The sequence below is a fragment of the Pseudomonas sp. NPDC090755 genome (genome assembly GCF_044769005.1).
Classification (GTDB): domain Bacteria; phylum Pseudomonadota; class Gammaproteobacteria; order Pseudomonadales; family Pseudomonadaceae; genus Aquipseudomonas.
Window position 1 is genome coordinate 22,007 of sequence record NZ_JBIVXC010000007.1, and the last position, 22,251, is coordinate 44,257.

At 64.9% G+C, this 22,251-nt stretch carries 20 protein-coding genes; 8 read left to right on the top strand and 12 right to left on the bottom strand.

Translation table 11 applies throughout. From position 1 onward, the window contains the following. Window positions 1-103: 103 nt before the first annotated feature. Both ACIQUS_RS12670 and ACIQUS_RS12675 read right to left on the bottom strand, forming a co-directional pair. The gene (locus ACIQUS_RS12670) at window positions 104-1,075 is read right to left on the bottom strand and encodes a 2-hydroxyacid dehydrogenase (RefSeq protein ID WP_403047462.1); all 972 of its coding nucleotides are present in this window, start codon (window positions 1,073-1,075) and stop codon (window positions 104-106) included. 72 nt (window positions 1,076-1,147) lie between these two features. Further along, the gene (locus ACIQUS_RS12675; protein ID WP_285864496.1) at window positions 1,148-2,095 is read right to left on the bottom strand and encodes a LysR family transcriptional regulator; all 948 of its coding nucleotides are present in this window, start codon (window positions 2,093-2,095) and stop codon (window positions 1,148-1,150) included. Window positions 2,096-2,282: 187 nt separating this feature from the next. Here ACIQUS_RS12675 and ACIQUS_RS12680 point away from each other — a divergent pair, with 187 nt between their 5' ends. The 4 genes from ACIQUS_RS12680 to ACIQUS_RS12695 are packed head-to-tail and all read left to right on the top strand — an operon-like array spanning window position 2,283 to window position 7,060. Beyond that, a complete protein-coding gene (locus ACIQUS_RS12680) occupies window positions 2,283-3,809 on the top strand; it encodes an efflux transporter outer membrane subunit (RefSeq protein WP_403047464.1) in 1,527 nt (508 codons plus the stop codon). Next, complete coding sequence (locus ACIQUS_RS12685; RefSeq protein WP_403047466.1) at window positions 3,806-5,992, top strand: FUSC family protein; 2,187 nt, start codon at window positions 3,806-3,808, stop codon at window positions 5,990-5,992. The genes ACIQUS_RS12680 and ACIQUS_RS12685 overlap by 4 nt, the downstream gene beginning before the upstream one ends. Beyond that, window positions 5,982-6,182: a DUF1656 domain-containing protein gene (locus ACIQUS_RS12690; protein ID WP_028943216.1), complete on the top strand. Its 201-nt coding sequence runs from the start codon at window positions 5,982-5,984 to the stop codon at window positions 6,180-6,182. The genes ACIQUS_RS12685 and ACIQUS_RS12690 overlap by 11 nt, the downstream gene beginning before the upstream one ends. A gap of 11 nt (window positions 6,183-6,193) precedes the next feature. After that, window positions 6,194-7,060 carry an efflux RND transporter periplasmic adaptor subunit gene (locus ACIQUS_RS12695; RefSeq protein WP_403047467.1) on the top strand — a complete coding sequence of 289 codons (867 nt, stop codon included), beginning with the start codon at window positions 6,194-6,196 and terminating at the stop codon, window positions 7,058-7,060. Window positions 7,061-7,169: 109 nt separating this feature from the next. On the opposite strand, the gene ACIQUS_RS12700 is transcribed toward ACIQUS_RS12695, so the two are convergent. Then, window positions 7,170-7,622, bottom strand: coding sequence for a universal stress protein (locus tag ACIQUS_RS12700; protein ID WP_403047468.1), 453 nt, complete (start codon window positions 7,620-7,622; stop codon window positions 7,170-7,172). Window positions 7,623-7,787: 165 nt separating this feature from the next. Between ACIQUS_RS12700 and ACIQUS_RS12705 the strand changes: the two genes are divergently transcribed. From ACIQUS_RS12705 to ACIQUS_RS12720, 4 genes are all read left to right on the top strand, one after another. After that, window positions 7,788-8,693 (top strand): LysR family transcriptional regulator, encoded by a 906-nt coding sequence (locus ACIQUS_RS12705; RefSeq protein ID WP_403047470.1) that lies wholly within the window; start codon window positions 7,788-7,790, stop codon window positions 8,691-8,693. A gap of 104 nt (window positions 8,694-8,797) precedes the next feature. Continuing rightward, window positions 8,798-10,339 carry an MFS transporter gene (locus tag ACIQUS_RS12710; RefSeq protein WP_403047472.1) on the top strand — a complete coding sequence of 514 codons (1,542 nt, stop codon included), beginning with the start codon at window positions 8,798-8,800 and terminating at the stop codon, window positions 10,337-10,339. A gap of 23 nt (window positions 10,340-10,362) precedes the next feature. Continuing rightward, on the top strand, window positions 10,363-11,433 hold the full coding sequence (locus tag ACIQUS_RS12715) for an HlyD family secretion protein (RefSeq protein ID WP_403047473.1): 1,071 nt from the start codon (window positions 10,363-10,365) through the stop codon (window positions 11,431-11,433). Continuing rightward, window positions 11,430-12,884: an efflux transporter outer membrane subunit gene (locus tag ACIQUS_RS12720; RefSeq protein ID WP_403047474.1), complete on the top strand. Its 1,455-nt coding sequence runs from the start codon at window positions 11,430-11,432 to the stop codon at window positions 12,882-12,884. Before ACIQUS_RS12715 ends, ACIQUS_RS12720 begins: the two co-directional genes overlap by 4 nt. Here the strand turns inward: ACIQUS_RS12720 and ACIQUS_RS12725 are convergent, their stop codons facing one another. The 9 genes from ACIQUS_RS12725 to ACIQUS_RS12765 all read right to left on the bottom strand — a co-directional run bounded on the left by ACIQUS_RS12725 (window position 12,885) and on the right by ACIQUS_RS12765 (window position 22,242). Next, on the bottom strand, window positions 12,885-13,709 hold the full coding sequence (locus ACIQUS_RS12725) for an SDR family oxidoreductase (RefSeq protein WP_403047475.1): 825 nt from the start codon (window positions 13,707-13,709) through the stop codon (window positions 12,885-12,887). Between the two features lie 36 nt (window positions 13,710-13,745). Next, window positions 13,746-14,006 carry a TlpA family protein disulfide reductase gene (locus ACIQUS_RS12730; RefSeq protein WP_403047476.1) on the bottom strand — a complete coding sequence of 87 codons (261 nt, stop codon included), beginning with the start codon at window positions 14,004-14,006 and terminating at the stop codon, window positions 13,746-13,748. Window positions 14,007-14,163: 157 nt separating this feature from the next. Continuing rightward, on the bottom strand, window positions 14,164-14,625 hold the full coding sequence (locus ACIQUS_RS12735) for a multidrug transporter (RefSeq protein ID WP_403047478.1): 462 nt from the start codon (window positions 14,623-14,625) through the stop codon (window positions 14,164-14,166). A 119-nt stretch (window positions 14,626-14,744) separates the two neighbouring features. After that, complete coding sequence (locus ACIQUS_RS12740) at window positions 14,745-16,196, bottom strand: mannose-1-phosphate guanylyltransferase/mannose-6-phosphate isomerase (protein WP_403047480.1); 1,452 nt, start codon at window positions 16,194-16,196, stop codon at window positions 14,745-14,747. Window positions 16,197-16,229: 33 nt separating this feature from the next. Beyond that, window positions 16,230-16,886, bottom strand: coding sequence for an alginate O-acetyltransferase AlgF (locus tag ACIQUS_RS12745; RefSeq protein WP_403047481.1), 657 nt, complete (start codon window positions 16,884-16,886; stop codon window positions 16,230-16,232). A 13-nt stretch (window positions 16,887-16,899) separates the two neighbouring features. After that, on the bottom strand, window positions 16,900-18,057 hold the full coding sequence (locus tag ACIQUS_RS12750) for an alginate O-acetyltransferase (protein WP_403047483.1): 1,158 nt from the start codon (window positions 18,055-18,057) through the stop codon (window positions 16,900-16,902). Window positions 18,058-18,068: 11 nt separating this feature from the next. Beyond that, window positions 18,069-19,526, bottom strand: a complete 1,458-nt coding sequence (locus tag ACIQUS_RS12755) for an MBOAT family O-acyltransferase (RefSeq protein ID WP_403047485.1) — start codon at window positions 19,524-19,526, stop codon at window positions 18,069-18,071. Window positions 19,527-19,693: 167 nt separating this feature from the next. After that, the gene (locus ACIQUS_RS12760; RefSeq protein ID WP_403047486.1) at window positions 19,694-20,791 is read right to left on the bottom strand and encodes a mannuronate-specific alginate lyase; all 1,098 of its coding nucleotides are present in this window, start codon (window positions 20,789-20,791) and stop codon (window positions 19,694-19,696) included. Between the two features lie 8 nt (window positions 20,792-20,799). After that, window positions 20,800-22,242, bottom strand: a complete 1,443-nt coding sequence (locus ACIQUS_RS12765; RefSeq protein WP_403047488.1) for an alginate O-acetyltransferase — start codon at window positions 22,240-22,242, stop codon at window positions 20,800-20,802. Window positions 22,243-22,251: the final 9 nt, after the last annotated feature.

Sequence of the window (22,251 nt, forward strand, 5' to 3'; positions counted from 1 at the left end):
CGACCGCTGCGCGGTCGAACGCAGGCTGCGCCAGCTCCCACAAGGTCAGGTGCAAGGTGAACCATTGTGGGAGCTGGCGAAGCCTGCGATGGCGATGTCGGGATTACTTCCAGACCTGAGGATTGACCAGGTCCCGTGGCCGCTCACCCAGCAAGGCACTGCGCAGGTTGTCGATGGCGCGGTTGGCCATGGCTTCACGGGTTTCGGCGGTGGCCGAGCCGACATGGGGCAGGGTCAGGGCGTTGGGTAGCTGGAACAGCGGTGATTCGGTCAGTGGCTCTTTCTCGTACACATCCAGGCCGGCACCACGAATGGTGCCCTGCTGCAGGGCCTGCACCAACGCCGCTTCATCGACCACCGGTCCGCGGGAGACGTTGATCAGGAACGCACTGGGCTTCATCAGCTGCAGCTCGCGGCTGCCGATCAGGTGCCGGGTGTCGGCGCCCAGCGGCACCACCAGGCAGACGAAATCGGCTTCGGCCAGCAGTTGGTCAAGGCTGCGCAACTGGGCGCCGAGCTCCTGCTCCAGTGCCAGCTTGCGCGAGTTGCCGCTGTAGATGATCGGCATGTTGAAGCCGAACCGGCCACGCCGGGCAATCGCCGCACCGATGTTGCCCAGGCCGACGATCCCCAAGGTCTTGCCATGCACGTCGCTGCCGAACTGCGCCGGGCCGACGGTGGCCTGCCATTGCCCGGCCTTGGTCCAGGCGTCGAGCTCGGCGACCCGGCGGGCGCTGCCCATGATCAGGGCGAAGCCCAGGTCGGCGGTGCTTTCGGTCAGCACGTCGGGGGTGTTGGTCAGGGCAATGCCGCGCTCGTTGAAGTAGTTCAGGTCGTAGTTGTCATAGCCGACCGAAACACTGGCAACCACCTCAAGCTTGCCTGCGTGCTCCAGCTGCGCCTGGCCCAGCTTGCGGCCCACGCCGATCAGGCCATGAGCCTGGGGCAGGGCTTCGTTGAACTGGGCACTGATATCGCCGAGCTTGGGGTTCGGCACTATGACGTTGAAGTCTTGCTGCAAGCGTTCGACCATCGCCGGGGTGATGCGGCTGAAGGCAAGGACGGTCTTTTTCATCGGCGAAATCCTGCGGGCGGGGGACAATGGGTAGCACGCTATCATTCTCCGCCGCCGCTGTGCAGCAAGATTTCAGTTGGCGATCCGCAATTCGTGGGTCTTGAGGTCCGCTTCGTGGGCCGCGAGGATTTCCGGCAACGAGTTGCGCAGGTACTCGACCCAGGTCTTGATCTTGGCATCCAGGTACTGGCGCGACGGGTAGATCGCGTACAGGTTCAGCTCCTGCAGGCGGTACTCGGGCATCACCCGTACCAGCGAGCCGTCACGCAGGCCGTCGATGGCCGAGTAGATCGGCAGCACGCCGACCCCCATGCCGCTGCGGATAGCGGTTTTCATTGCATCGGCCGAGTTCACCTGGAACGGCGCCTGGGTGATGTTCACCACTTCCTGGCCTTCCGGGCCGTCGAACAGCCATTTTTCCAGCGGGATCACCGGGCTGACCATGCGCAGGCAGGCATGGCCCAGCAGGTCGCTGGGCTTCTGGGCGATGCCGTGGCGTTTCACATAGTCGGGCGAGGCGCAGACGATGCTGTAGGTGATGCCCAGGCGCTGGGACACGAAGCCCGAGTCCGGCAGCTCGCTGGCCAGCACGATGGACACGTCGTAGCCTTCGTCGAGCAGGTCCGGCACGCGGTTGGCCATGGTCAGGTCGAAGGTCACGTCCGGATGGGTTTCACGGTAACGGGCGATGGCGTCGATGACGAAATGCTGGCCGACGCCGGTCATCGAATGCACTTTCAACTGCCCGGCAGGGCGGGCGTGGGCGTCGCTGGCTTCGGCTTCGGCTTCCTCGACATAGGTGAGGATCTGTTCGCAACGCATCAGGTAGCGTTTGCCGGCTTCGGTCAGGGCAATGCGCCGGGTAGTGCGGTTGAGCAGGCGGGTTTGCAGATGCGCTTCAAGATTGGAGACCGCCCGCGAGACGTTGGCGGTGGTCGTATCCAGCTGCACGGCCGCGGCAGTAAAACTGCCGACTTGCGCCACGCAACTAAAAGCACGCATGTTTTGCAGGGTGTCCATGGGTCGCTCTCAAAGTAGACGACAAATTGTGACATGAAGTTACGGTGTCGGTCTTCAGACTAAAGCCGGATTATCGCCGTTTTCGTAACAAAGATTCGCAGTAATACACGCTTATCGCCAGTGCGACCGCCCCCTAGAATTGCCATCTCCAAGCGTCATCCACCTTCTACGTCGGGAATTCGCAGCTGTGCCGCGTCGCATCATCAGAGCGCTGAATGCGCTCAGTGTCTGTGCCCTTAGCTTGACCTTGAGCGGCTGTATCGGAACCTGGGGCATTGCCCCGCAAAGCAAGACGCTGCAAGCCAATACCCTGGCCACCGACGAGGCGATCCGCGAGGCCGCCCGTGATGCCCATTGGCCCGCCCAGCAGTGGTGGCGCGCCTACGGCGACCCGCAACTCGATCGCTGGGTTGCCCTGGCTGTCAACGATAGCCCGAGCATGGCCATGGCCGCGGCCCGGGTGCGTGAGGCCAAGGCCATGGCCGGCGTGGTCGAGTCGGCGGAAAAACTGCAGGTCAACGGCCAGGCGACACTCAAGCGCCACAACTGGCCGGAAGACCAGTTCTACGGCCCTGGCGCGCTGTCCGGGGCCAACACCTGGGACAACAACGCCGCGCTGGGCTTTAGCTACGCCCTGGACCTCTGGGGTCGCGAGCGCAATGCCAGCGAGCAGGCGGTGGACATGGCCCACATGAGCGCGGCGCAATTGCGTCAGGCACAGCTGGAGCTGCAGAACAACATCGTCAAGGTGTACATCCAGCTGTCCCTGCATTTTGCCCAGCGCGATATCGTCAAGGCCGAGCTTGAACAGCAGGAGCAGATCCTGGCCCTGGCCGAGCGCCGCCTGGCCGGTGGCATCGGCACCCACTTCGAAGTCAGCCAGGCGCAGACGCCGCTGCCGGAAACCCACCGCCAGCTCGATGCCCTGAACGAAGAAATCGCCCTGGCACGCAATCAACTGGCGGCACTGGCCGGCAAGGGACCGGGCGAGGGCGCACAATTGCAGCGCCCGAGCCTGAGCCTCGGTGCGCCGCTGAAACTGCCCTCGGCCCTGCCGGCCGAGCTGGTCGGCCAGCGTCCGGATGTGGTGGCCACCCGCTGGCAGGTGGCGGCCCAGGCGCGGGGCATCGATGTCGCCCACGCCGGCTTCTTCCCCAACGTCGACCTGGTCGGCGGGCTTGGTTTCATGGCCACCGGCGGCGGTCCGCTGGAGTTCATCACCGGGCGCAAGTTCAACTACAACGTCGGCCCGGCCATCAGCCTGCCGATCTTCGATGGCGGCCGTCTGCGCTCGCAGCTGGGCGTGGCGTCCGCCGGCTATGACATCGCCGTGGCGCACTACAACCAGACCGTGGTCGAGGCGCTCAAGGGCATTTCCGATCAGTTGATCCGCCGCGAGTCGATGAACGAGCAGCAGCACTTTGCCGCCGAGTCGGTGGCCTCGGCGCAGAAGACCTACGACATCGCCATGATCGCCTTCCAGCGCGGCCTGACCGACTACCTCAACGTGCTCAACGCCCAGACCCTGTTGTTCCGCCAGCAGCAGATCCAGCAGCAGGTCCAGGCCGCGCGCCTGACCGCCCATGCCGAGCTGGTCACCGCCCTGGGCGGCGGCCTGGGGGCGGGCAGCGATGTGCCGGACGAGGATAAGCAGCAGGCCCCCAGGACACCGGCAACCCTGGCGATCTTCGACAAACCGGGCCATGCCGAATGAGCACACTGAGCTTGCCGTTTCGCTGGCTGGCGAGCCTTGAGTGGCGTCGCGGTTTCTTCGAGTGGGCGCGCACCGACGGGGTGACCTGGGTCTACATCTTCAAGGTCCTCAGCGCCGCCTTCCTCACCCTGTGGCTGGCCATGCGCCTGGAGCTGCCGCAGCCGCGCACGGCGATGATCACCGTATTCATCGTCATGCAGCCACAGAGCGGGCATGTGTTCGCCAAGAGTTTCTGGCGATTGCTCGGCACCCTGGCCGGCTCGTCGATGATGGTCTTGCTGATCGCCCTGTTTCCACAGAACACCGAGCTGTTCCTGCCGAGCCTGGCGATCTGGGTCGGCCTGTGCTCCGCCGGTGCCATGCGCTACCGGACCTTCCAGGCCTACGGTTTCGTCCTCGCCGGCTACACCGCGGCGATGGTCGGCCTGCCGGCCCTGCAGCACCCGGATGGCGCCTTCATGGCCGCGGTCTGGCGGGTGCTGGAGATTTCCCTGGGGATCCTGGTCTCGACCCTGGTCAGTGCCGCGATCCTGCCGCAGTCGGCCAGTGCGGCGATGCGCAATGCGTTGTACCAGCGCTTTGGGGTGTTTGCCGGCTTCGTCGCCGAAGGCCTGCGTGGCGACAGCCAGCGCGATCGCTTCGAAAGCAGCAACGTGCGCTTTATCGCCGAAGCGGTGGGGCTGGAAAGCCTGCGTAATGTCACCGCCTTCGAAGACCCGCACATGCGCCGCCGCAATGGCCGCCTGGGGCGCATGAACAGCGAGTTCATGGCCATCACCACGCGCTTCAATGCCTTGCACCAGTTGCTCGAACGCCTGCGTCTGCGCGGCCCGTTGCAGATCGTCACCGCCATCGAACCGGGCCTCAAGGCACTGGCCGAACTGCTCGACGGCTATGCCGGCCGGGCCCTGACCAATGCCGACGCCGCGCGCCTGGCCGAACAGTTGGCGGCCTACAAGGAAGGCTTGCCGGAGCGAGTGCGTAGCCTGCGTGCCGCTTTTGTCGAGAGCGGGCCGAGCGATGCCGACCTGCTGGACTTCCACACCGCCTACGAACTGCTCTACCGCTTCGTCGACGACCTGCACAGCTACGCCCTGACCCACGCATCGCTGGCCGATCACAACCATGCCCGCGAGCAGTGGGACGAGCCCTACGTGGCCCAGACCAACTGGATGGTGTCGCTGGCGGCCGGGCTGCGTGCATCGTTCATCCTGCTGGTGCTGGGCAGCTACTGGATCGCCACGGCCTGGCCCAGCGGGGCGATGATGACGCTGATCGCCGCCGCCACCGTGGGCCTGTCGGCGGCCACGCCCAACCCCAAGCGCATGTCGTTCCAGATGGCCTGCGGCACCTTGTTCGGCGCCTTCGTCGGCTTCTTCGAAACCTTCTTCGTGTTCCCCTGGATCGATGGCTTCCCCTTGTTGTGCCTGGTGCTGGCCCCGGTGTTCGTGCTCGGTGCCTTCCTGGCTTCGCGACCGGCCTATGCCGGGGTGGGGCTGGGTCTTTTGATCTTCTTCGCCACCGGTTCCGTGCCGGACAACCTGACGGTCTACAACCCCTACAACTTCATCAATGACTACATCGCCATGGTCATCGGCATGCTGGTCTGTGCCGCTGCCGGGGCGATCATCCTGCCACCCAACAGCCGCTGGCTGTGGAGCCGCCTGGAGCAGGACCTGCGCGGCCAGGTGCTGTTCGCCATCAGCGGTCGCCTGCGCGGCCTGGGCTCGGCCTTCGAGAGTCGTACCCGCGACCTGCTGCACCAGGCCTATGGCCTGGCCGCCGGCAAGCCGCTGGTGCAAAGCCAGCTGCTGCGCTGGATGTTCCTGGTGCTGGAGGTCGGCCACGCGATCATCGAGCTGCGCAAGGAGCAGGCGATCCTGCCGGTGCACCCGTGCTACGCCGAATCGCAACCCTGGCGCCAGGCGATCCGGGTCATGGGCCGCGCCCTGGCGCGCTTGTTCCTGCAACCGAGCGCGAGCAACCACGAGCGCGCCCTGGTCGCCGTGGATCACGCCATCAGCCGCGTGCAGGCCACCGACGAACCCTTTGCCCGGCACTTCGACACCTCGGCCTTGCGCCGGGTGCAGAGCTACCTGCATTTCATCCGTACTTCACTGCTCGACCCCCAGTCGCCGCTGGCCGCCCTGGCCCCGGCGCAAGGACTGCCCCATGCCCCGTGAAATCGCCTTCCATGGCGTCTACATGCCGACCATGACCTTGATGTTCCTGTTTGCCGCCGGGCTTGCCTGGGGCCTGGACCGCTTTATTGCCAGCCATGATGGCTACCGCTTCTTCTGGCACCCGGCGCTGCTGCGCCTGTGCCTGTTTATCTGCCTGTTCGGTTCCATGGCCCTGACTCTCTACCGTTGAGACCCTTGTTGATGAAAAAGTTTTTCAGCCTGATCGCCACCTTGCTCGTGCTGGCCGCTGCCGTGGTGATCGGCCGTCAGCTGTGGCTGCACTACATGAACACGCCCTGGACCCGCGACGGTCGGGTACGCGCCGACATCATCAACGTCGCCGCCGATGTGCCGGGCTATGTGGTGGATGTGCCGGTGCGCGACAATCAACTGGTGAAGAAGGGCGACCTCTTGATGCAGATCGACCCCGAGCACTACGAAGTGGCGGTGCGCCAGGCCCAGGCGCTGGTGGCCTCGCGCAAGGCCACCTGGGAGATGCGCAAGGTCAACGCCCATCGCCGTGCCGATATGGACAACCTGGTGATCTCCCGGGAGAACCGTGACGACGCCAGCAACATCGCCAACTCGGCCCTGGCCGACTACCAGCAGGCCCAGGCGCAACTGGCCGCTGCCGAGCTGGATCTCAAGCGTACGAAGATCCTGGCCACCGTCGATGGTTACGTGACCAACCTCAACGTCCATCGTGGCGACTATGCGCGCACCGGTGAGCCGAAGATGGCGGTGGTCGACAAGGATTCGTTCTGGGTCTACGGCTTCTTCGAAGAAACCAAGCTGCCCCATGTGAAGGTGGGCGACCAGGCCGAGCTGCAGATGATGAGTGGCGAGGTGCTCAAGGGCCATGTGGAGAGTATTTCCCGCGGTATCTACGACCGCGACAACCCGCAAAGCCGTGAGCTGATCGCCGACGTCAACCCGACCTTCAACTGGGTGCGCCTGGCCCAGCGGGTGCCGGTGCGGATTCACATCGACGAAGTGCCGGAGGGGTTCCTGCTGGCGGCGGGGACGACCTGTACGGTGGTGGTCAAACCGGCGAAAGACCAGGGTTAGGTCGTGCTTTCATCGCAGGCTTCGCCAGCTCCCACAGGGGCCGGAGCAACCCCGACTCGTGTGGGAGCCGGCGAAGCCTGCGATGGGCCGCAGAGCGGCCCTGGAAGGTTCAGACCTGCCGCGAATCCACCAGCACCGGGCAGTCGACCTGATCGATGACCTTGCTGCTGATCGAAGGATCCAGCAGCCGCCCCATTCGATTCAGATGCCGATGCCCCATGATGATCAAGGTGCAATCGAGCTGTCGGGCCTGGGCCACGATCGCCGCCACCGGCTCTGCTTGAACCAGCTTGCCTTCACACGCGAAGCCCTGGGCCCGCAGTTGCTGCAAGGCTTGCGCAACCACCTGGTTGGCGTGCCGCTGCTCTTCAGTGGCCGCCGGAAATTCCTGCTGCTCGTAGAGACTGATCGTCCCGTGCCCGTCGTTCAAGGCAAAGGCGCTATCGATGGCCAGCATCACCTGCAGGCGGTGGTGGTTGGGTAGGCAGAACCGTTGCGCGAGCTCCAGCAAGCCCCGCGAAGCGCTGGAACCATCGATGGCGATCAAGACCGGACTGAGCATGCAGGACTCCATAAGACCAATGTCGAGCCGCCCATTGTTGGCCAACCGCCGGTGCGGATAAATGGCCTGCCGTGCACTGTGTGATTGCGTCCGGCGCAAGCTGTCGGTGCTGGCCGAGCTGCTAAGATCCCTCCCTTCTTCACTCTTGTTCATGGATGCCTGGCAATGCAGATCCCGGATATGAACCTGCTGGTCGCCCTCGACGCCCTGCTCGACGAGGGCAGCGTGGTGGGCGCGGCGCGCCGCATGAACCTAAGCCCAGCCGCCATGAGCCGGACCCTGGGGCGCATCCGCGAGGCCATCGGCGACCCGATCCTGGTCCGTGCCGGCCGGGGCCTGGTGCCCACGCCCCGGGCGCTGGCCCTGCACGAGCAGGTGCGGGCCCTGGTCGAGCAGGCCGGGCTGGTGTTCCGCAGCCGCGAAGAAGTCGACCTGAGCACCCTGGACCGGGCATTCAACATCCGCACCAATGACCTGTTCATCGCGCTCTACGGCGCGCAACTGCTGCGCATGATGCATGAGCAGGCGCCGCGTACCGTGCTGCGTTTCGTGCCGGAAAGCGTCGGTGACGACGACAGCGTACTGCGCGACGGACGCACCGACCTGATCGTCAGTTCGACCATCGACCTGGGGCCCGAGATCAAGATGCAGAGCCTGTTCCACACCCTCTACGTGGGCCTGGCGCGTCAGGACCACCCGATCTTCGACGCCGAAATTACGCCCGAACGCTTTGCCGCCTACCCGCAGATCAGCGTGTCGCGCCGTGGCCGGGCCAACGGTCCGATCGATGTCGAACTTGCCCACTACAAGGTTCAGCGGCGGGTGGCACTGATTACCCCGAGCTTTCACTCGGCGATGTTCTCCTTGCCCGATTCCGACCTGCTGCTGCCGATGCCGGCCAACATCCTCAACAGCGTCAACAAGCTGGGCCTGCCGTTGCGCTCGTTCGCCATTCCGCTGCCGATGGAGCGGGTGACGGTGATGCAGGCCTGGCACCCACGCTTTGACAACGACCCGGCCCACCGCTGGCTGCGACAGACGCTCAAGGCCTGCTGCAGCGAACCTGTCTGAGGATTGCGTTTGCTGCACTAGTAAGCTGTCAATATGTCGATTTTCGTTAACATTGCCCCTTCGTAAACTTCTTCGGGTTCCTTACCAGCCCGGAGATGCCTGTCATGAGCTCGCTGACCGCGACTCCTTTACCTGTCGTGCCGACACCTGTTGCCGCTCCCGCAGCGCCGGCAGCCTTCGGCACGCGCATTCTGGTCGGCCTGCTGGGTGTGTTGCTGGCGGTGCTGTGCGCCGGCCTCAACGAGATGGTCACCAAGGCCTCGCTGGCCGATATCCGTGGCGGGATGTTCATCGGTGCCGATGAAGGCGCCTGGCTGATCGCGGTGTACGCGGCGGCGTCGGTGTCGGCCATGGCCTTTTCGCCCTGGCTGGCGGCGACCTTTTCCCTGCGCCGCTTCACCCTCTGTGCCATCGCGGCCTTTGCCCTGCTGGGCCTGTTGCAACCCTATGCGCCCGACCTGTCCAGCCTGATGTTGCTGCGCACCTTGCAGGGGCTGGCCTCGGGTGCCTTGCCGCCGATGCTGATGAGTGTCGCGCTGCGTTTCCTGCCGCCGGGGATCAAGGTCTATGGCCTGGCCGGTTACGCCTTGACCGCCACCTTCGGCCCCAACCTGGGCACGCCGCTGGCGGGGCTGTGGACCGAATACGTCGGCTGGCAGTGGGCGTTCTGGCAGATCATCCTGCCATCGTTGCTGGCCATGGCGTGTGTGGCCTGGGGCCTGCCCCAGGATCCGCTGCGCCTGGAGCGCTTCAAGCAGCTCGACTGGCGCGGTGTGTTGCTCGGGCTGCCGGCGATCTGTTCGCTGGTGATCGGCCTGACCCTGGGCGACCGCATGGGCTGGTTCAGCTCGACGCTGATCTGCTGGCTGCTCGGCGGCGGCCTGGTGCTGCTGTCGCTGTTCCTGTTCAACGAGTGGTCCGAGCCCTTGCCGTTCTTCAAGCTGCAGATGCTCAAGACCCGCAACCTGACCCACGCCCTGGTCACGTTGTTCGGTGTGTTGATCGTGCTGACCGCAGCGATCGTCATCCCTTCCAGCTACCTGGCCCAGATCCAGGGTTATCGTCCGGTGCAGACCGGCCCCTTGATGCTGCTGGTGGCCTTGCCGCAGCTCCTGGCGCTGCCTCTGGTGGCCGCGCTGTGCAACCTGCGCGCGGTGGATTGCCGTTGGGTGCTGGCGGCGGGGTTGGGCATGCTGTCGCTGTCGTGCGTGCTGGGTACCCAGCTCACCAGCGTGTGGATTCGCGACAACTTCTACCTGCTGCAATTGCTGCACATCTTTGCCCAGCCGATGTCGGTGATCCCCCTGCTGATGCTCGCCACCGGTGGCATGACCCCGCAGGACGGGCCGTTTGCCTCGGCCTGGTTCAACACCATCAAGGGCCTGGCCTCGGTGGTCGCCACCGGGTTGCTCGAAGCCCTGACCACGATTCGCCGGCATTTTCATTCCAACGCGCTGGTCGACAGCCTGGGCAATTCCCCCCTGGCCGACAGCAGCACCCCTGGCCTGGCCCGGCGCATCCACGAGCAGGCGTTGGTGCTGACCTCGGCCGACCTCTACCTGTGCATGGCGGTGCTGGCTGCGGCGCTGATCCTGCTGATTCCTTTTGTACCTACACGGATCTATCCGCCGCGTGCGGTGGCCTAGCTTCGTGGCCTTGAGAGAACGACATGACGACTACAACAACGCATCGAAAAACCGCCTTGATCGTCGCTGCCCTGGTGGTGGCCGGGCTGGCGGGTATCGTCGGCCCGAGCCTGCTGGGCAGCGATGCCGAGCAGAGCACCAACGACGCCTATGTGTCGGCCGACTACACCGTGATCGCCCCCAAGGTGGCAGGGTTCATCAAGCAGGTGCTGGTTGAGGACAACCAGCAGGTCAAGGCCGGACAATTGCTGGCGGTGATCGACGACCGTGACTACCAGGCCGCCCTGGCGGCGGCCCAGGCACAACTGCTGGTGTCCACTGCCCAGCGTCACAACGCCCGCGCCACCCTGGAGCGCCAGGCCTCGCTGATCGCCCAGGCGCAGGCGGCTGTCAATGCCGACCAGGCCGAACTGGCCTTCGCCAACCATGAGCTGATCCGTCACAGCCGCCTGGCCGAGCAGGGCGCCGGTACCGTGCAGAACGCCCAGCAGGCGCGCAGCCGGGTCGACCAGGCCCGGGCCCGGCTGGCCAACACCGAAGCGGCACTGGCCGCTGCGCGTAAGCAGGTGGACATCCTCACCGCCCAGGTCGACAGCGCCGAAGGGGGCCTCAAGCATGCGCAGGCCAGCCTGGAACGGGCGCAGCTGGAGCTGTCCTACACCCGTATCGAGGCACCGATCGACGGCATGGTCGGCGAGCGCGCAGTGCGGGTCGGAGCCTACGTCAATCCGGGGGCGCGGCTTTTGTCGGTGGTGCCGCTGGAACAGGCCTATGTGGTCGGCAACTTCCAGGAAACCCAGCTGACCCACGTGCAGCCCGGGCAGCCGGTGCAGATTCGTGTCGATACCTTCGCCGACCAGTACCTGCACGGCCGGGTGGAGAGTATCGCTCCGGCCACCGGGGTGACCTTCGCGGCGGTCAAGCCGGACAACGCCACCGGTAACTTCACCAAGGTGGTGCAGCGCATTCCGGTGAAGATCGTCTTCGATGCCGACCAGCCCTTGCTCCAGCGCCTGCGGGTGGGCATGTCGGTGGTGGCGAAAATCGACACCGGCGCGAAGCTCTCCACCGGCCATGAGGTCAGCGCCCGATGAAGCCTTCGTTCGCCTTCAGTCCCTTGTTGCTGAGCCTGCTGGCCGGCTGCACCCTTGGCCCGGATTTCCATCAGCCTGCCAGCCAGGCCCCGGCCAACTGGGCGCCGTTGCAGGAAACGCCCGCACCCAGCCAGGCCGTGGCCGAACCGCTGGAACAACGCTGGTGGGAGAGCTTTCATGACGCCAGGCTCAGCGACCTGATCGAACGCGCCAGCCAGCGCAATCTCGACCTGCAGATCGCTACGGCGCGGTTGGCGCAAAGCCGGGCGTTGCGCACCAGCATCGCCGCCGAGCAAACCCCTTCCGCCGATCTGGGCGCTGGCTACAACCGCGCCCGCAACAGCGCCGAAGGCTTGAGCGACCCTTCCGGCCACAGCGGCAAGTCGGCTTTCAACCTCTGGCAGGGCGACCTGGTGGCCAGTTGGGAGCTGGACCTGTGGGGCCGGGTGCGGCGTCAGGTCGAAGCCGCCGATGCCGTGGTCGAGGTGGCCGAGAACGATCGTCGTGGTGTGTTGCTGGCACTGCTGGCGGAGACGGCCGGCGATTACATCCAGTTGCGTGCGGTGCAGGGAACCCTGGCCGTGACCCGGGAAAACCTCGACGTGTCCCGGCACAGCCTGCGCCTGTCGCAAATGCGCTTGCGCGATGGCGTCGCCACCACCCTGGACGTGGCCCAGGCCAGCGCCCAGGTGGCCTCGATCGAGGCGCGCCTGCCGATCCTGGAAGAACGCCAGGCGCAGTTGATCAATGCCCTGAGCCTGTTGCTGGCCGAGCCGCCGCGCAGTTTGCAGGCTGAGCTGCTGGCACCTGCTGCCATGCCGGCCCCGCAACAGCGCTTTGCCATTGGCGTGCCGTCGGAACTGGCCCAGCGTCGCCCGGACATCCGCAAGGCCGAGGCGCAACTGCATGCGGCCACGGCCAGCATCGGTGTGGCCAAGGCCGACTTCTATCCGAGCATTCGCTTGTCGGGCAATGTCGGTTTCCAGTCCATGCAACTGTCCGATTTCGGCAGTTGGGACTCGCGCCGCTTCGGTATCGGCCCCCAGCTGAGTCTGCCAATCTTCGAGGGCGGGCGCCTGCGCGGCGTGCTCGAATTGCGCCAGGCCCAGCAACAGGAAGCTGCCTTGCACTACCAGCAAGTGGTACTGGGCGCCTGGCATGAAATCGATGATGTGCTGCGCCTGTACAACGCCAGCCAGCTGCGCCGCGACCTGTTGGCCGAAGCCGTGCGGCAGAACCGCATCGCCTTGCAGGCGGCGCAGCAGCAGTACGTCGAGGGCGCGGTGGACTTCCTCAACGTACTCAGCGTGCAGGGCGCCTTGCTGGCCAGCGAGGAGCAGTGGGTCGAAAGCTCGGCAGCGGTGTCCCAGGCGCTGGTCGGTCTGTACAAGTCGCTGGGCGGCGGCTGGCAGTCGTTCGAGCAGACTGCGCAGCTCGCCGCACAGGGCTGATCAGAGTACGCCGTCGAGGCCGAAGCGCTTTTTCAGCACGCGTTGCAGCAAGCCCTGGGGTAGCCAGGCTTGCAGCAATGGCAGGGCACGGCTGCCGTTGCCCAGGCGCAGCAGCGCTGGAGGCTGTGGCTGTCGTGCTGCCTTGAGCAGGCCTTCAGCGAACTCGCTGGCCGGAGTCGGCTTGTCCTGGGATGCCCGGGCGCGGGCGCGAATGCTTTCGCGCAGCGGCCACCAGGGCGAGTTTTCCTCGATCACCTGTTCAGCCTCACGTCCGGCATTGCTGGCGAATTGCGAGGCGATCGCGCCGGGCTGCACTTCCATCACCCGCACACCGAAGGGCGCCAACTCCAGGCGCAGGGCGTCGCTCAGGGCATGCACCGCCGCTTTGGAGGCGCAGTAGGCACCGGCAAACGGCGTGACCAGTACCCCGGAGACGCTGCCGATGTTCACCACCAGGCCCTTGTTGCGACGCAATGCCGGGAACAGCGCGCGGGTGACGCCGACCAGGGCGAAGACATTGGTTTCGAACTGTCGGCGCAGGGCCGGGGCGCCGCCATCGAGCAACGGGCCCATGGCGCCGTAGCCGGCGTTGTTGATGAGGATGTCGAGGCCGTTATGGGCGCTTTCGATTTCTTCACTCAGGCGTTGCAGGGCGGGGGCATCATTGACGTCCAGTTGACGGCTCTTGAAACCGGCCGCCTGCAGCTGCGCCACATCGTCGGCTTTACGGGCGGTGGCCCAGACCTCGAAGCCTGCGTTTTTGAAGCTGTCGGCCAGGGCACGACCGATACCGCTGGAGCAACCCGTGATGAGGACAATGGGCATGAGCGAACCTGAGCGCAGAAGAGGGGGAGTGCCCGATCATACGTGCACTTCCAGCAGCTTATCGAGTGCCTTGTTGATATGCCTCCAGTCGCTGCCCATCACCACGCTTCGGTTACCGTTGCGATCGATGAACACTTGCGCCGGGAAGCCGACAATACCCAGTTGCTTGCACAGGTGGCGTTGCCCTTCGGCGGCCAAGGCATAGAAGTCCACTTCGGGGGTGTTGCTGGCTACCTGCTCGACTTGCGGGCGTAGCTGTTCACAGGGTTGACAGTGCCTGGCATGCAGGAAAATCACAGTGGGTCGTTGGCGAGCAGTGCTACCTGACAGTTGCCTGAGGCGATCGATTTCACTGGGTTGGATTTCCACGAGCTGTCCCATAGGCTGATTCCAGGCAGTAATGAGTTGGCCTGATTGAACGCCATTTTCGCGGAGTCGGTAACTGACAAAAATACTAGTTGGCAAAACTGCCTTGCAGTTGTTCGGCCCGAAACTCCAGCGATTGTGGACGATACCCGGAACGCAGTGGCGGCAGGGGCACGCACTCGCTCCAGTCGGCACCGGGCTGCAACTCGGGGCCACGATAGCGGGGGGCGCTGTAGGTGTTTTCGCTGAGGTTGACGCTGTCGCCCGGGGCGTAGGCGGCCACGCGCCAGCGTACGTTTTGCAGCGGTACGTCGTTGCCGTTCTTCATCTGCACGCGCAGTGGACGGTCGGCGGGGCACTGGTCGGGGGCGTAACTCAGGCGCAGGTCAAGGCGTGCCAGCTGGCTGGATTCGCGGTTGTCCTGCCAGACCACCCAGAGCGCAACCAGCCCGAGGCCGAACACGGCGGCCAGGGAAATGGGCAGGGCCTTGGCCGGGTAGCGCAGCAGCAGGACCAGCCAGGTAAGGATGAGCAGGGCGCCGATCAGCATGGGCGAAGCCTTGAGTGCCAGTGAGCTTTTATCCTAACTGGAAATCGGGTGGGCCTCAAAAAGCATCGCGGGGCAAGCCCGCTCCTACCGTAGGAGCGGGCTTGCCCCGCGAGGGGGATTTACTGCGCGATGGTCTTGATCGAAATCCCGCGCTCGATCGGCGTCGAGCGCCCGTAGATGTCTTCGAAACGCTCGATATCGTCCTCGCCCAGGTAGCTGCCCGACTGCACCTCGATGATCTCCAGCGGGATCTTGCCCGGGTTGCGCAGGCGGTGCACCGAGGCGATCGGGATGTAGGTTGACTGGTTTTCGGTGAGCAGGAACACGTTCTCGTCGCAGGTCACCTCGGCGGTGCCGGACACCACGATCCAGTGTTCGGCGCGGTGGTGGTGCATCTGCAGTGACAGGCTGGCGCCCGGTTTGACGGTGATGTGCTTGACCTGGAAACGCCCGCCCATGTCCACCGAATCGTAGGAGCCCCACGGCCGGTACACTTCGCAGTGGTTCTGGGTCTCGCTGCGGCCTTGTTCGTTGAGGGTGTTGACCAGTTGCTTGACGCCCTGGACCTTGTCCTTGTGGGCGATCATCATCGCGTCCTTGGTCTCGACCACCACGATGTTCTCAAGGCCGATCACCGACACCAGCTTGCCGTTGCCGTGGATCATGCAGTTGCGGCTGTCCTGTACCACCACGTCGCCCTTGGTGACGTTGCCGTTGTCGTCCTTCTCGTGCACGTCCCACAGCGACGACCAGCAGCCGACATCGCTCCAACCGGCGCTCAGCGGCACTACGCAGGCGCGCTGGGTCTTTTCCATCACCGCATAGTCGATGGAGTTGTCCGGGCAGCAGGCGAAGGAGGCTTCGTCGATGCTCAGGTTGTCGCCGTCTTCGACGCTGCGTTCCAGGGTCAGCAGGCAGGTGTCGTAGATGTCCGGATCGTGTTTTTTCAGCTCTTCGAGGAAGCGGCTGGCGCGGAACAGGAACATGCCGCTGTTCCAGAAATAGCCGCCGGCGCGGACGAACTCGCCAGCGCGCTTTTCATCCGGCTTCTCGACGAACTGGGCCACTCGACTGACACCTTCGGGCAGCAGCGCGTCCTGGCTCGACTTGATGTAGCCGTAGCCGGTTTCCGGCTTGGTCGCCGGCACCCCGAACAGCACCATCTCGCCGCGCTCGGCCGCCACCGTGGCCAAGGCCAGGGCGCGTTGCAGGGCTTTCTGGTCGTCGATCACGTGGTCGGCGGGCAGCACCAGCATCAGCTCGTCACGGCCTTCGTTGACCAGCTTCATCGCGGTCAGGGCCACGGCCGGGGCGGTGTTGCGTCCGAAGGGCTCCATGAGGATGCCCTGGGTCTGCAGCTTCAGGTTGCCCAGTTGCTCGCTGACGATGAATTTGTGGTCCTTGTTGCAGACCACGATGGGGCTGTCCATGCCCTCGAACACCAGGCGCGAGAGGGTCTGCTGGAACAGGGTGTGTTCACCGGTGAGGGCCAGGAACTGCTTGGGGAATTGCTTGCGCGACAGGGGCCACAGACGCGAACCGCTACCACCGGACAGGATGACTGGAATCATGAGTGTTCTCCGAAGATTGAAAGAGGCAGGTGATTAACGGGTCGATACCGGGCGCTTGACCCAGACCGGCGACAGGTTGCTGCCGGAGCCGGTGACGTAGAGCACCGCGGCTTCGCCGCGCTCCAGCGCCACGGGCTTGAGGTCGCTGACTTTCTTGTCGCCTTCATACAGCGCCAGGCTGACCTTGACCGGGTTGATCTCGCGCTCGCCGCGGGCCTTGGCGGCTACTGCCTTGACCACTTCGGTCTTGCCGTCGGCGGTCTTGAGGGTCAGGGCCTGGTCGCTGAGGTTCTGTACCCGTACCAGGGATTTCTGTTTGTTCTTGAACGGCGGTTCCTCGACCAGTTGTGGGCTGCCCGAGGCGTTGTTGACCAGGGTGTAGTAGTGATCGGAGGCGAGCTTGACCGGCAGGCTCTGGCTGCCGACCTGGGCGCTGTAGTCGCCCTGGGGCATGAAGCTGAAGTCACTGCTGGCCTGGGCGGCCACGTCGTTGATTTTGGTGGTGCCGACGCTGGCGCTGACCGCCTGGTTGCCGGCGTTGTAGATGCGCACGAAGGTCGAGCCTTTCGGCGCGCTTGGGCCGTAGAGCGCGGCGTCGGCGCCGGCGAGGGCCTGCAGCGAGAGCAGACTCAGACCTGCGGCCAGGGCGCAGGCTTTGGCGATGCGGTGCTTGGTGGTGTGCAGGGTCATGGGTATTTCCTCTTCAGTGTTGCGTCCGGATGGACGACTGGGCCAGGTCTTGGTTGGCAGTTCGGGTTTTCTTCAGCTGGGCGACCCACTGCGGATCGAAGTCGCCCAGGTCGTTCTTCATTGGCAGATAGCGTTCCGGGAACTCCCAGATCAGCACCTGCGGGGTGCTGTTCTTGAAGGCATCGCTGCGCAGGTACTTGAGCATTGGCAGCAGCGGGCCATGGCCGTCTTCGGCGTAATTGACCACGTCGCTGCGCAGGGCCTGCTGCAGGGCGCCGAGGAAGTTCCAGTTGGCGTTGGCGCTGTAGCTGGTGCCGACCAGCGCCACCGGGATTTCGTTGTCGGCGAACAGGGCGTCGCCGTCCTGTGCCGGGCCTTCGGCCGGACGGGTACTGCGTTGCTGCAGGGTGTCCGGCGGTGGCAACAGATGGCTGAACAACGGGTCGAGCGGCAGGAAGTTGGTCAGGTCGCCCTTGTACGGGGCGCTCTGGCGCTGCTCGGTGACGAACTGCTGCGGCTCGCCGTTGAGCAGGTTCTGCCGGCCGATGGCCTCGGCCAGCTGCTGGGCGACCACTTCGGCGCCCATCGGCGTCCAGTGTGTGTCGGTGCGCAGGAACACCTGGCCGTGGGCCTTGGCGCTTTGCAGCGGGGCCAGCAGGTCTGGCGCGAACACGCCGGCCTGGCGCGCCTGGGCATGGAACTCGTTGTACAGGTCGTTGTGCAGGGTGGACGGGGTCTGTTCACCCAGGTACTCGCTGTACAGGCGCGCCTTGGCCGGGACGATGGCCAGCACCAGTTGGATGCCGCGCTGCTGCAGGGTGTCGCGTACGCCACGGATCAGTGCCAGGTTTTCCTGTTCGAACTGGTCGCTGTCGGCGATCGGCTTGAACTCTTCGTCACTGAACAACCAGTGCTCGCGGCCCAGCACCACGCCGGGGCGGCCTTCGTTGAACAGTTTGAAGTCCAGCGCCGCCCAGAGGTTGGTGCCGATGCGCTTGAGCGGGAACTGCTCGTCGTAGTAGGTCTCGGCGGCCTTGGCCAGCTTGCCGTCGAGCACGCTCATCTGCGCCGTGCGCTGGAAGCCGCTCAGGCCCCCCAGCGACCACAGGCCCAGGCCCAGCAACAGGGCGAGGAACAGCAGGGAATAGAGTTTGCGTAATGATCGGGTCATGGTCGGCTCGCTCAGAACTGGAAGTAGAGGAACGGCGAGTAGCTTTGCGCCGAGAGCTTGAGGATCGAGGCGGCGAACAGCAGCAGTACCAGCGCCCGGGTCAGGTACAGGCCCCAGTCCAGGCTCAGGCTGCCGTCGGCCTGCACGGCGACGGGGCTGGCCTTGGGCGCCGGCCTTGCGTTGCGGTAGAAGTCGCGCAGGCCGAAGAAGGCCAGGGTCGCGTAGGCCACCAGCAGGGTCGCCACTTGCAGGCTGGTGAGGTTGGCGCGGTTGAGTTCCGACAGCTGCCAGTCAGCGAAGCTGAACATGGCGCCGTACATGCGGCCGGCCACCTCCAGGTTCTCGGCGCGGAAGATCACCCAGCCGACCACCACCAGCAGGAAGGTGAAGGCCCACTTGACCGGGTTGAAGCGCTGCGGGTTGGTGTCCAGCCCCAGGGCCCGCTCGATGGCCAGCCACATGCCGTGCCAGGCGCCCCAGATGATGTAGGTGAAGTTGGCGCCGTGCCACAGGCCGCCCAGCAGCATGGTCAGGAACAGGTTGCGGTAGGTGGCGACGGTGCCGCCGCGGTTGCCGCCCAGGGTGATGTACAGGTAGTCGCGCAGCCAGGTCGACAGGCTGATGTGCCAGCGCCGCCAGAACTCGGTGATCGACTGGCTGATGTAGGGCTGCTTGAAGTTCTCCATGAAACGGAAACCCATCATCAGTCCCAGGCCGATGGCCATGTCGCTGTAGCCGGAGAAGTCGAAGTACAGCTGCGCGGTGTAGGCCAGGGCGCCGAGCCAGGCGTCGCCGGTGGTCGGGTTCTGCAGGGCGAAGCACTGGTCGGCGACCACCGCCAGGGTGTCGGCGATGAACACCTTCTTGATGAAGCCCTGCATGAACCGCGTGCAGCCTTCGGAGAACTTGTCCAGGGTGTGGGTGCGGTGGTTGAACTGGTCGGCCAGGTCCTTGAAACGCAGCACGGGGCCGGCGATCAGGTGCGGGAAGATCGCCACGAAGGCGGCGAAGTCGATCAGGTTGCGCGTGGCCGGGGTGTCGCCACGGTACACGTCGATGATGTAGCTGATCGACTCGAAGATATAGAACGAGATGCCGATCGGCAGCAGCACATGGGTGAGGATGAACGGCTCAAGACCGAAGGAGGTCATGATCGCGTTGAGGCTGTCGACGCCGAAGTTGGCGTACTTGAAGTAGCCGAGGATGCACAGGTCCACGGCAACGCCCAGCAGCAGCCAGCGCTGGGCCGGCTTGCTGCGCACGCCGGCGGCGCCGACCTTCAGGCCGATCCAGTAGTTCCACAGGGTCACCCCGGCGAACAGGGCGAGGAAGTCCACCCGCCACCAGGCGTAGAAGATGTAGCTGGCCAGCAGCAACAGTGCGTTGCGATAGCGTTGCCCGCTCAGGTAGTACAAGCCGAGAAAGATCGGCAGGAACAGGAACAGGAACACGTTGGACGAAAACACCATCCCGATCTCTCCTTGTCGTTATCAGTCGGGGCAGCAGCCCCCCAAACCCCCCGTGAAAGTCAGCGGGGGAGCACACAAAAACCTTGTCTTGCACTGTCCTTGTAGGAGCGGGCTTGCCCCGCGATGCGATGGGGCTGAAAGCATGCAATCGCGGGGCAAGCCCGCTCCTACAGGCCGGCCTGCGGGTCATAGACCCGGGTCAGGTCACCGCCCAGGCGGAAGTTCTTGAACGGCTGCATGTCGTGCTTCTTTTGCAGCGCATCGGCACTGCAGCGGTAGAGGCTGCACCAGGGCTCGAGCCAGGCGTATTTGCTGTCGACCTTCAGGTCGTGCATGTCCTGCTTCTCGCCGTTTTTCGCTTTGAAGGGGCTCGGGTCCCTGGCCCCGGCCAGCACCCGGTCGCCCAGGCGCTTGAGCGCGCCGTTGTTCTCGGGACGCACATCGACGCCGTTGGCCTGGGCGAAGCTGGCAATCATCGCCAGCGGCGGCAGGGCATAGTTGTGGTAGGCCAGGGCGCGTTGCTTGCGCTTGAGCTCGTTGGGCAAGAAGCCCTGGGCGTCGACCTGGTTGGCGGCTACCCGGTACTCCTTGATCGACCAGTCGAACAGGTCGCGGCGGTCAGTGACCACGGCCGTGGCCATCACCGACCAGGCGGCCCAGTAGGAGTGGTTGTTGATTTTCTCCAGCGGCAGGCCGCTCCAGTCCTTGACCACCTGGTCGGCCAGGCGCGCGAACCATTTCTCGATCAGTTCGGCGTCCTGCTGGTGTGCGGCCAGGGGCTGGGACCTGGAGAACTTCAGGTGCAGCCAGGACGAACTGAGGCTGCCCAGGGCCCATTTGCGCATGGACTTGCCGGTGTGGTTGTAGTCGGTGGACATCAACGCATCGGCGCGGGCCCAGGCACCCAGCCATTCGAGGGTGCAGTCCAACTGCTGCGGGCGGCCATCGCGCATGTACTGCATGACCTGCTGGCTGACGCCGCGCTCAAGCGTGGTAATGCTCGCGGTGGAGTCGCGGAAGGCCTTTTCCGAGGCCTTGTTCAGGGTCGCGCGAGCGCCGTCCGAGCCTTCGTACTTGCTGCGAAACAACAGCTTGCCGGTATATGGCTTGGGAATGGCCTCGCACCGGTAGCCGCCGGAGCCGCTCTTGAGTTTCTCGATGCCGGCGTAGTAGCCCTGGGGCGGAACCAGCCCGGCGGCCTGGGCGACCGGGCCGAACAGGGCCAGGGCGAGCAGGGCGGGGGCGGCAACTTTGCTCATGTGCATGGTGTACCTCACAAACCGGCCTGTGCGGTATGCCGCGCAGTGCCAGGAATTTGGTTGCGTTTGCAGAGCGTGGCCTCGACTTTCTGGCTGCCGCTTTGCGGCCCCTGGAGCTCCACGGCGAGCAGGGTCTGGCTGGCCCAGTCTTCGTCCTCGCGCAGTTGGAAGGCGAAGCGGCCGTCGGTGTCGGAGGTTTCCGGTTTCTCGATCTTCACGTCTTCATGGCGACCATTGAGGTACCACAGGGTGGCCTGCAGCACCTTGACCGAGGTGTCTTCGAAACGGATGTCCAGTTGGTGGCGGCCATTGACCAGGTCCTTGATCACGCCACCCTTGCCGTTGACCATCAGCTCGTTCTTGCCGGGCTTGAGGGTGGTGCTGGCCTTCATCAGCGCAGGCTTGCCTTCACAGCCGTTGTCGACCAGGGCGAGCATCTGCCGCCAGATGGTTTCCTGGTCCAGGCGGTAGAGCGGCGAGAACTCCCAGATGAGAATCTTCGGCGGGCTGTTCTGGAATTCATCGCTGCCCAGGTACTGGATCATCGAGCCTTCCAGGCCGCCACCGGGGAAGGCGACGTTGAGCACGTCGGCGCCGATGTACTGCTCGAGAAAGCCCGAGAAGTTGTAGTTCTTGCCGCTGTGGCTGGTGCCGACCAGGGTGATCTGCGGGTTGCCGGCGTCGCCGAACAGGTCGCCGCCGCCACTCTCGCCCTTGGGTTCGGTGATGAACTGGTCCATGTACTGCACCGCGTAGCTGGTGCCGCACAGTTGGCCGGCGACGTTGTGCAGCGTGCCGGTCTTGCCCATGCGCCCGGACTTGTGGCTCTCGAACTCACGCCGGGGGATGCCTGCGAACGCCGGCATCTTGTGCACGGTGTCGGCGACGATCTTCGCCGCCCGCTCGGCGCCGTAGGGCGTCCAGTGCTGGTCGCCACGGAAGTAGAAATCCTTGCCCTGGTCGGCGGCGGCCAGTTGCTCGTTGGTCAGCGGCGAGAGATCGGGCACGTTGTAGCCCATCTTGCTGAAGCGCCCGAGCATGGCCTGGTAGTTGCCCAGGGCCTTGGCGTAGTTGAAGGCAGCCTTGTCGGCCGGGTTGAGCATGTTGCGGTTCACCAGGCCACGGGTCGGCTGGTAGACGATCACCAGTTCCACGCCCCTGGCCTTGAAGGCATCGTGCAGTTGCTGCAGGCGGCGGTAGCCGGCCGGGGTGGTGTCGAATTCGGTGCGCAGGTCTTCGCGGGTACGGAACAGCCAGTCGCCCTGGGCCTGTACCAGGGTGGTGAAGTTCTGCTGGTAGCGGGTGGTGTAGCGGCTGGCGTCATGGGCTTCGGGACACAGCTGGCAGCAGGGCTCGGCGGTAAAGCTCGGCGCCTGTACTTCAGCGGCACGGGCCGCATTGCCGGTCGCCAGCAGGGCGGCACTGAGGCCAAGCAGTTTCATCAGGTGTGGGGTCATGTAGGCTTC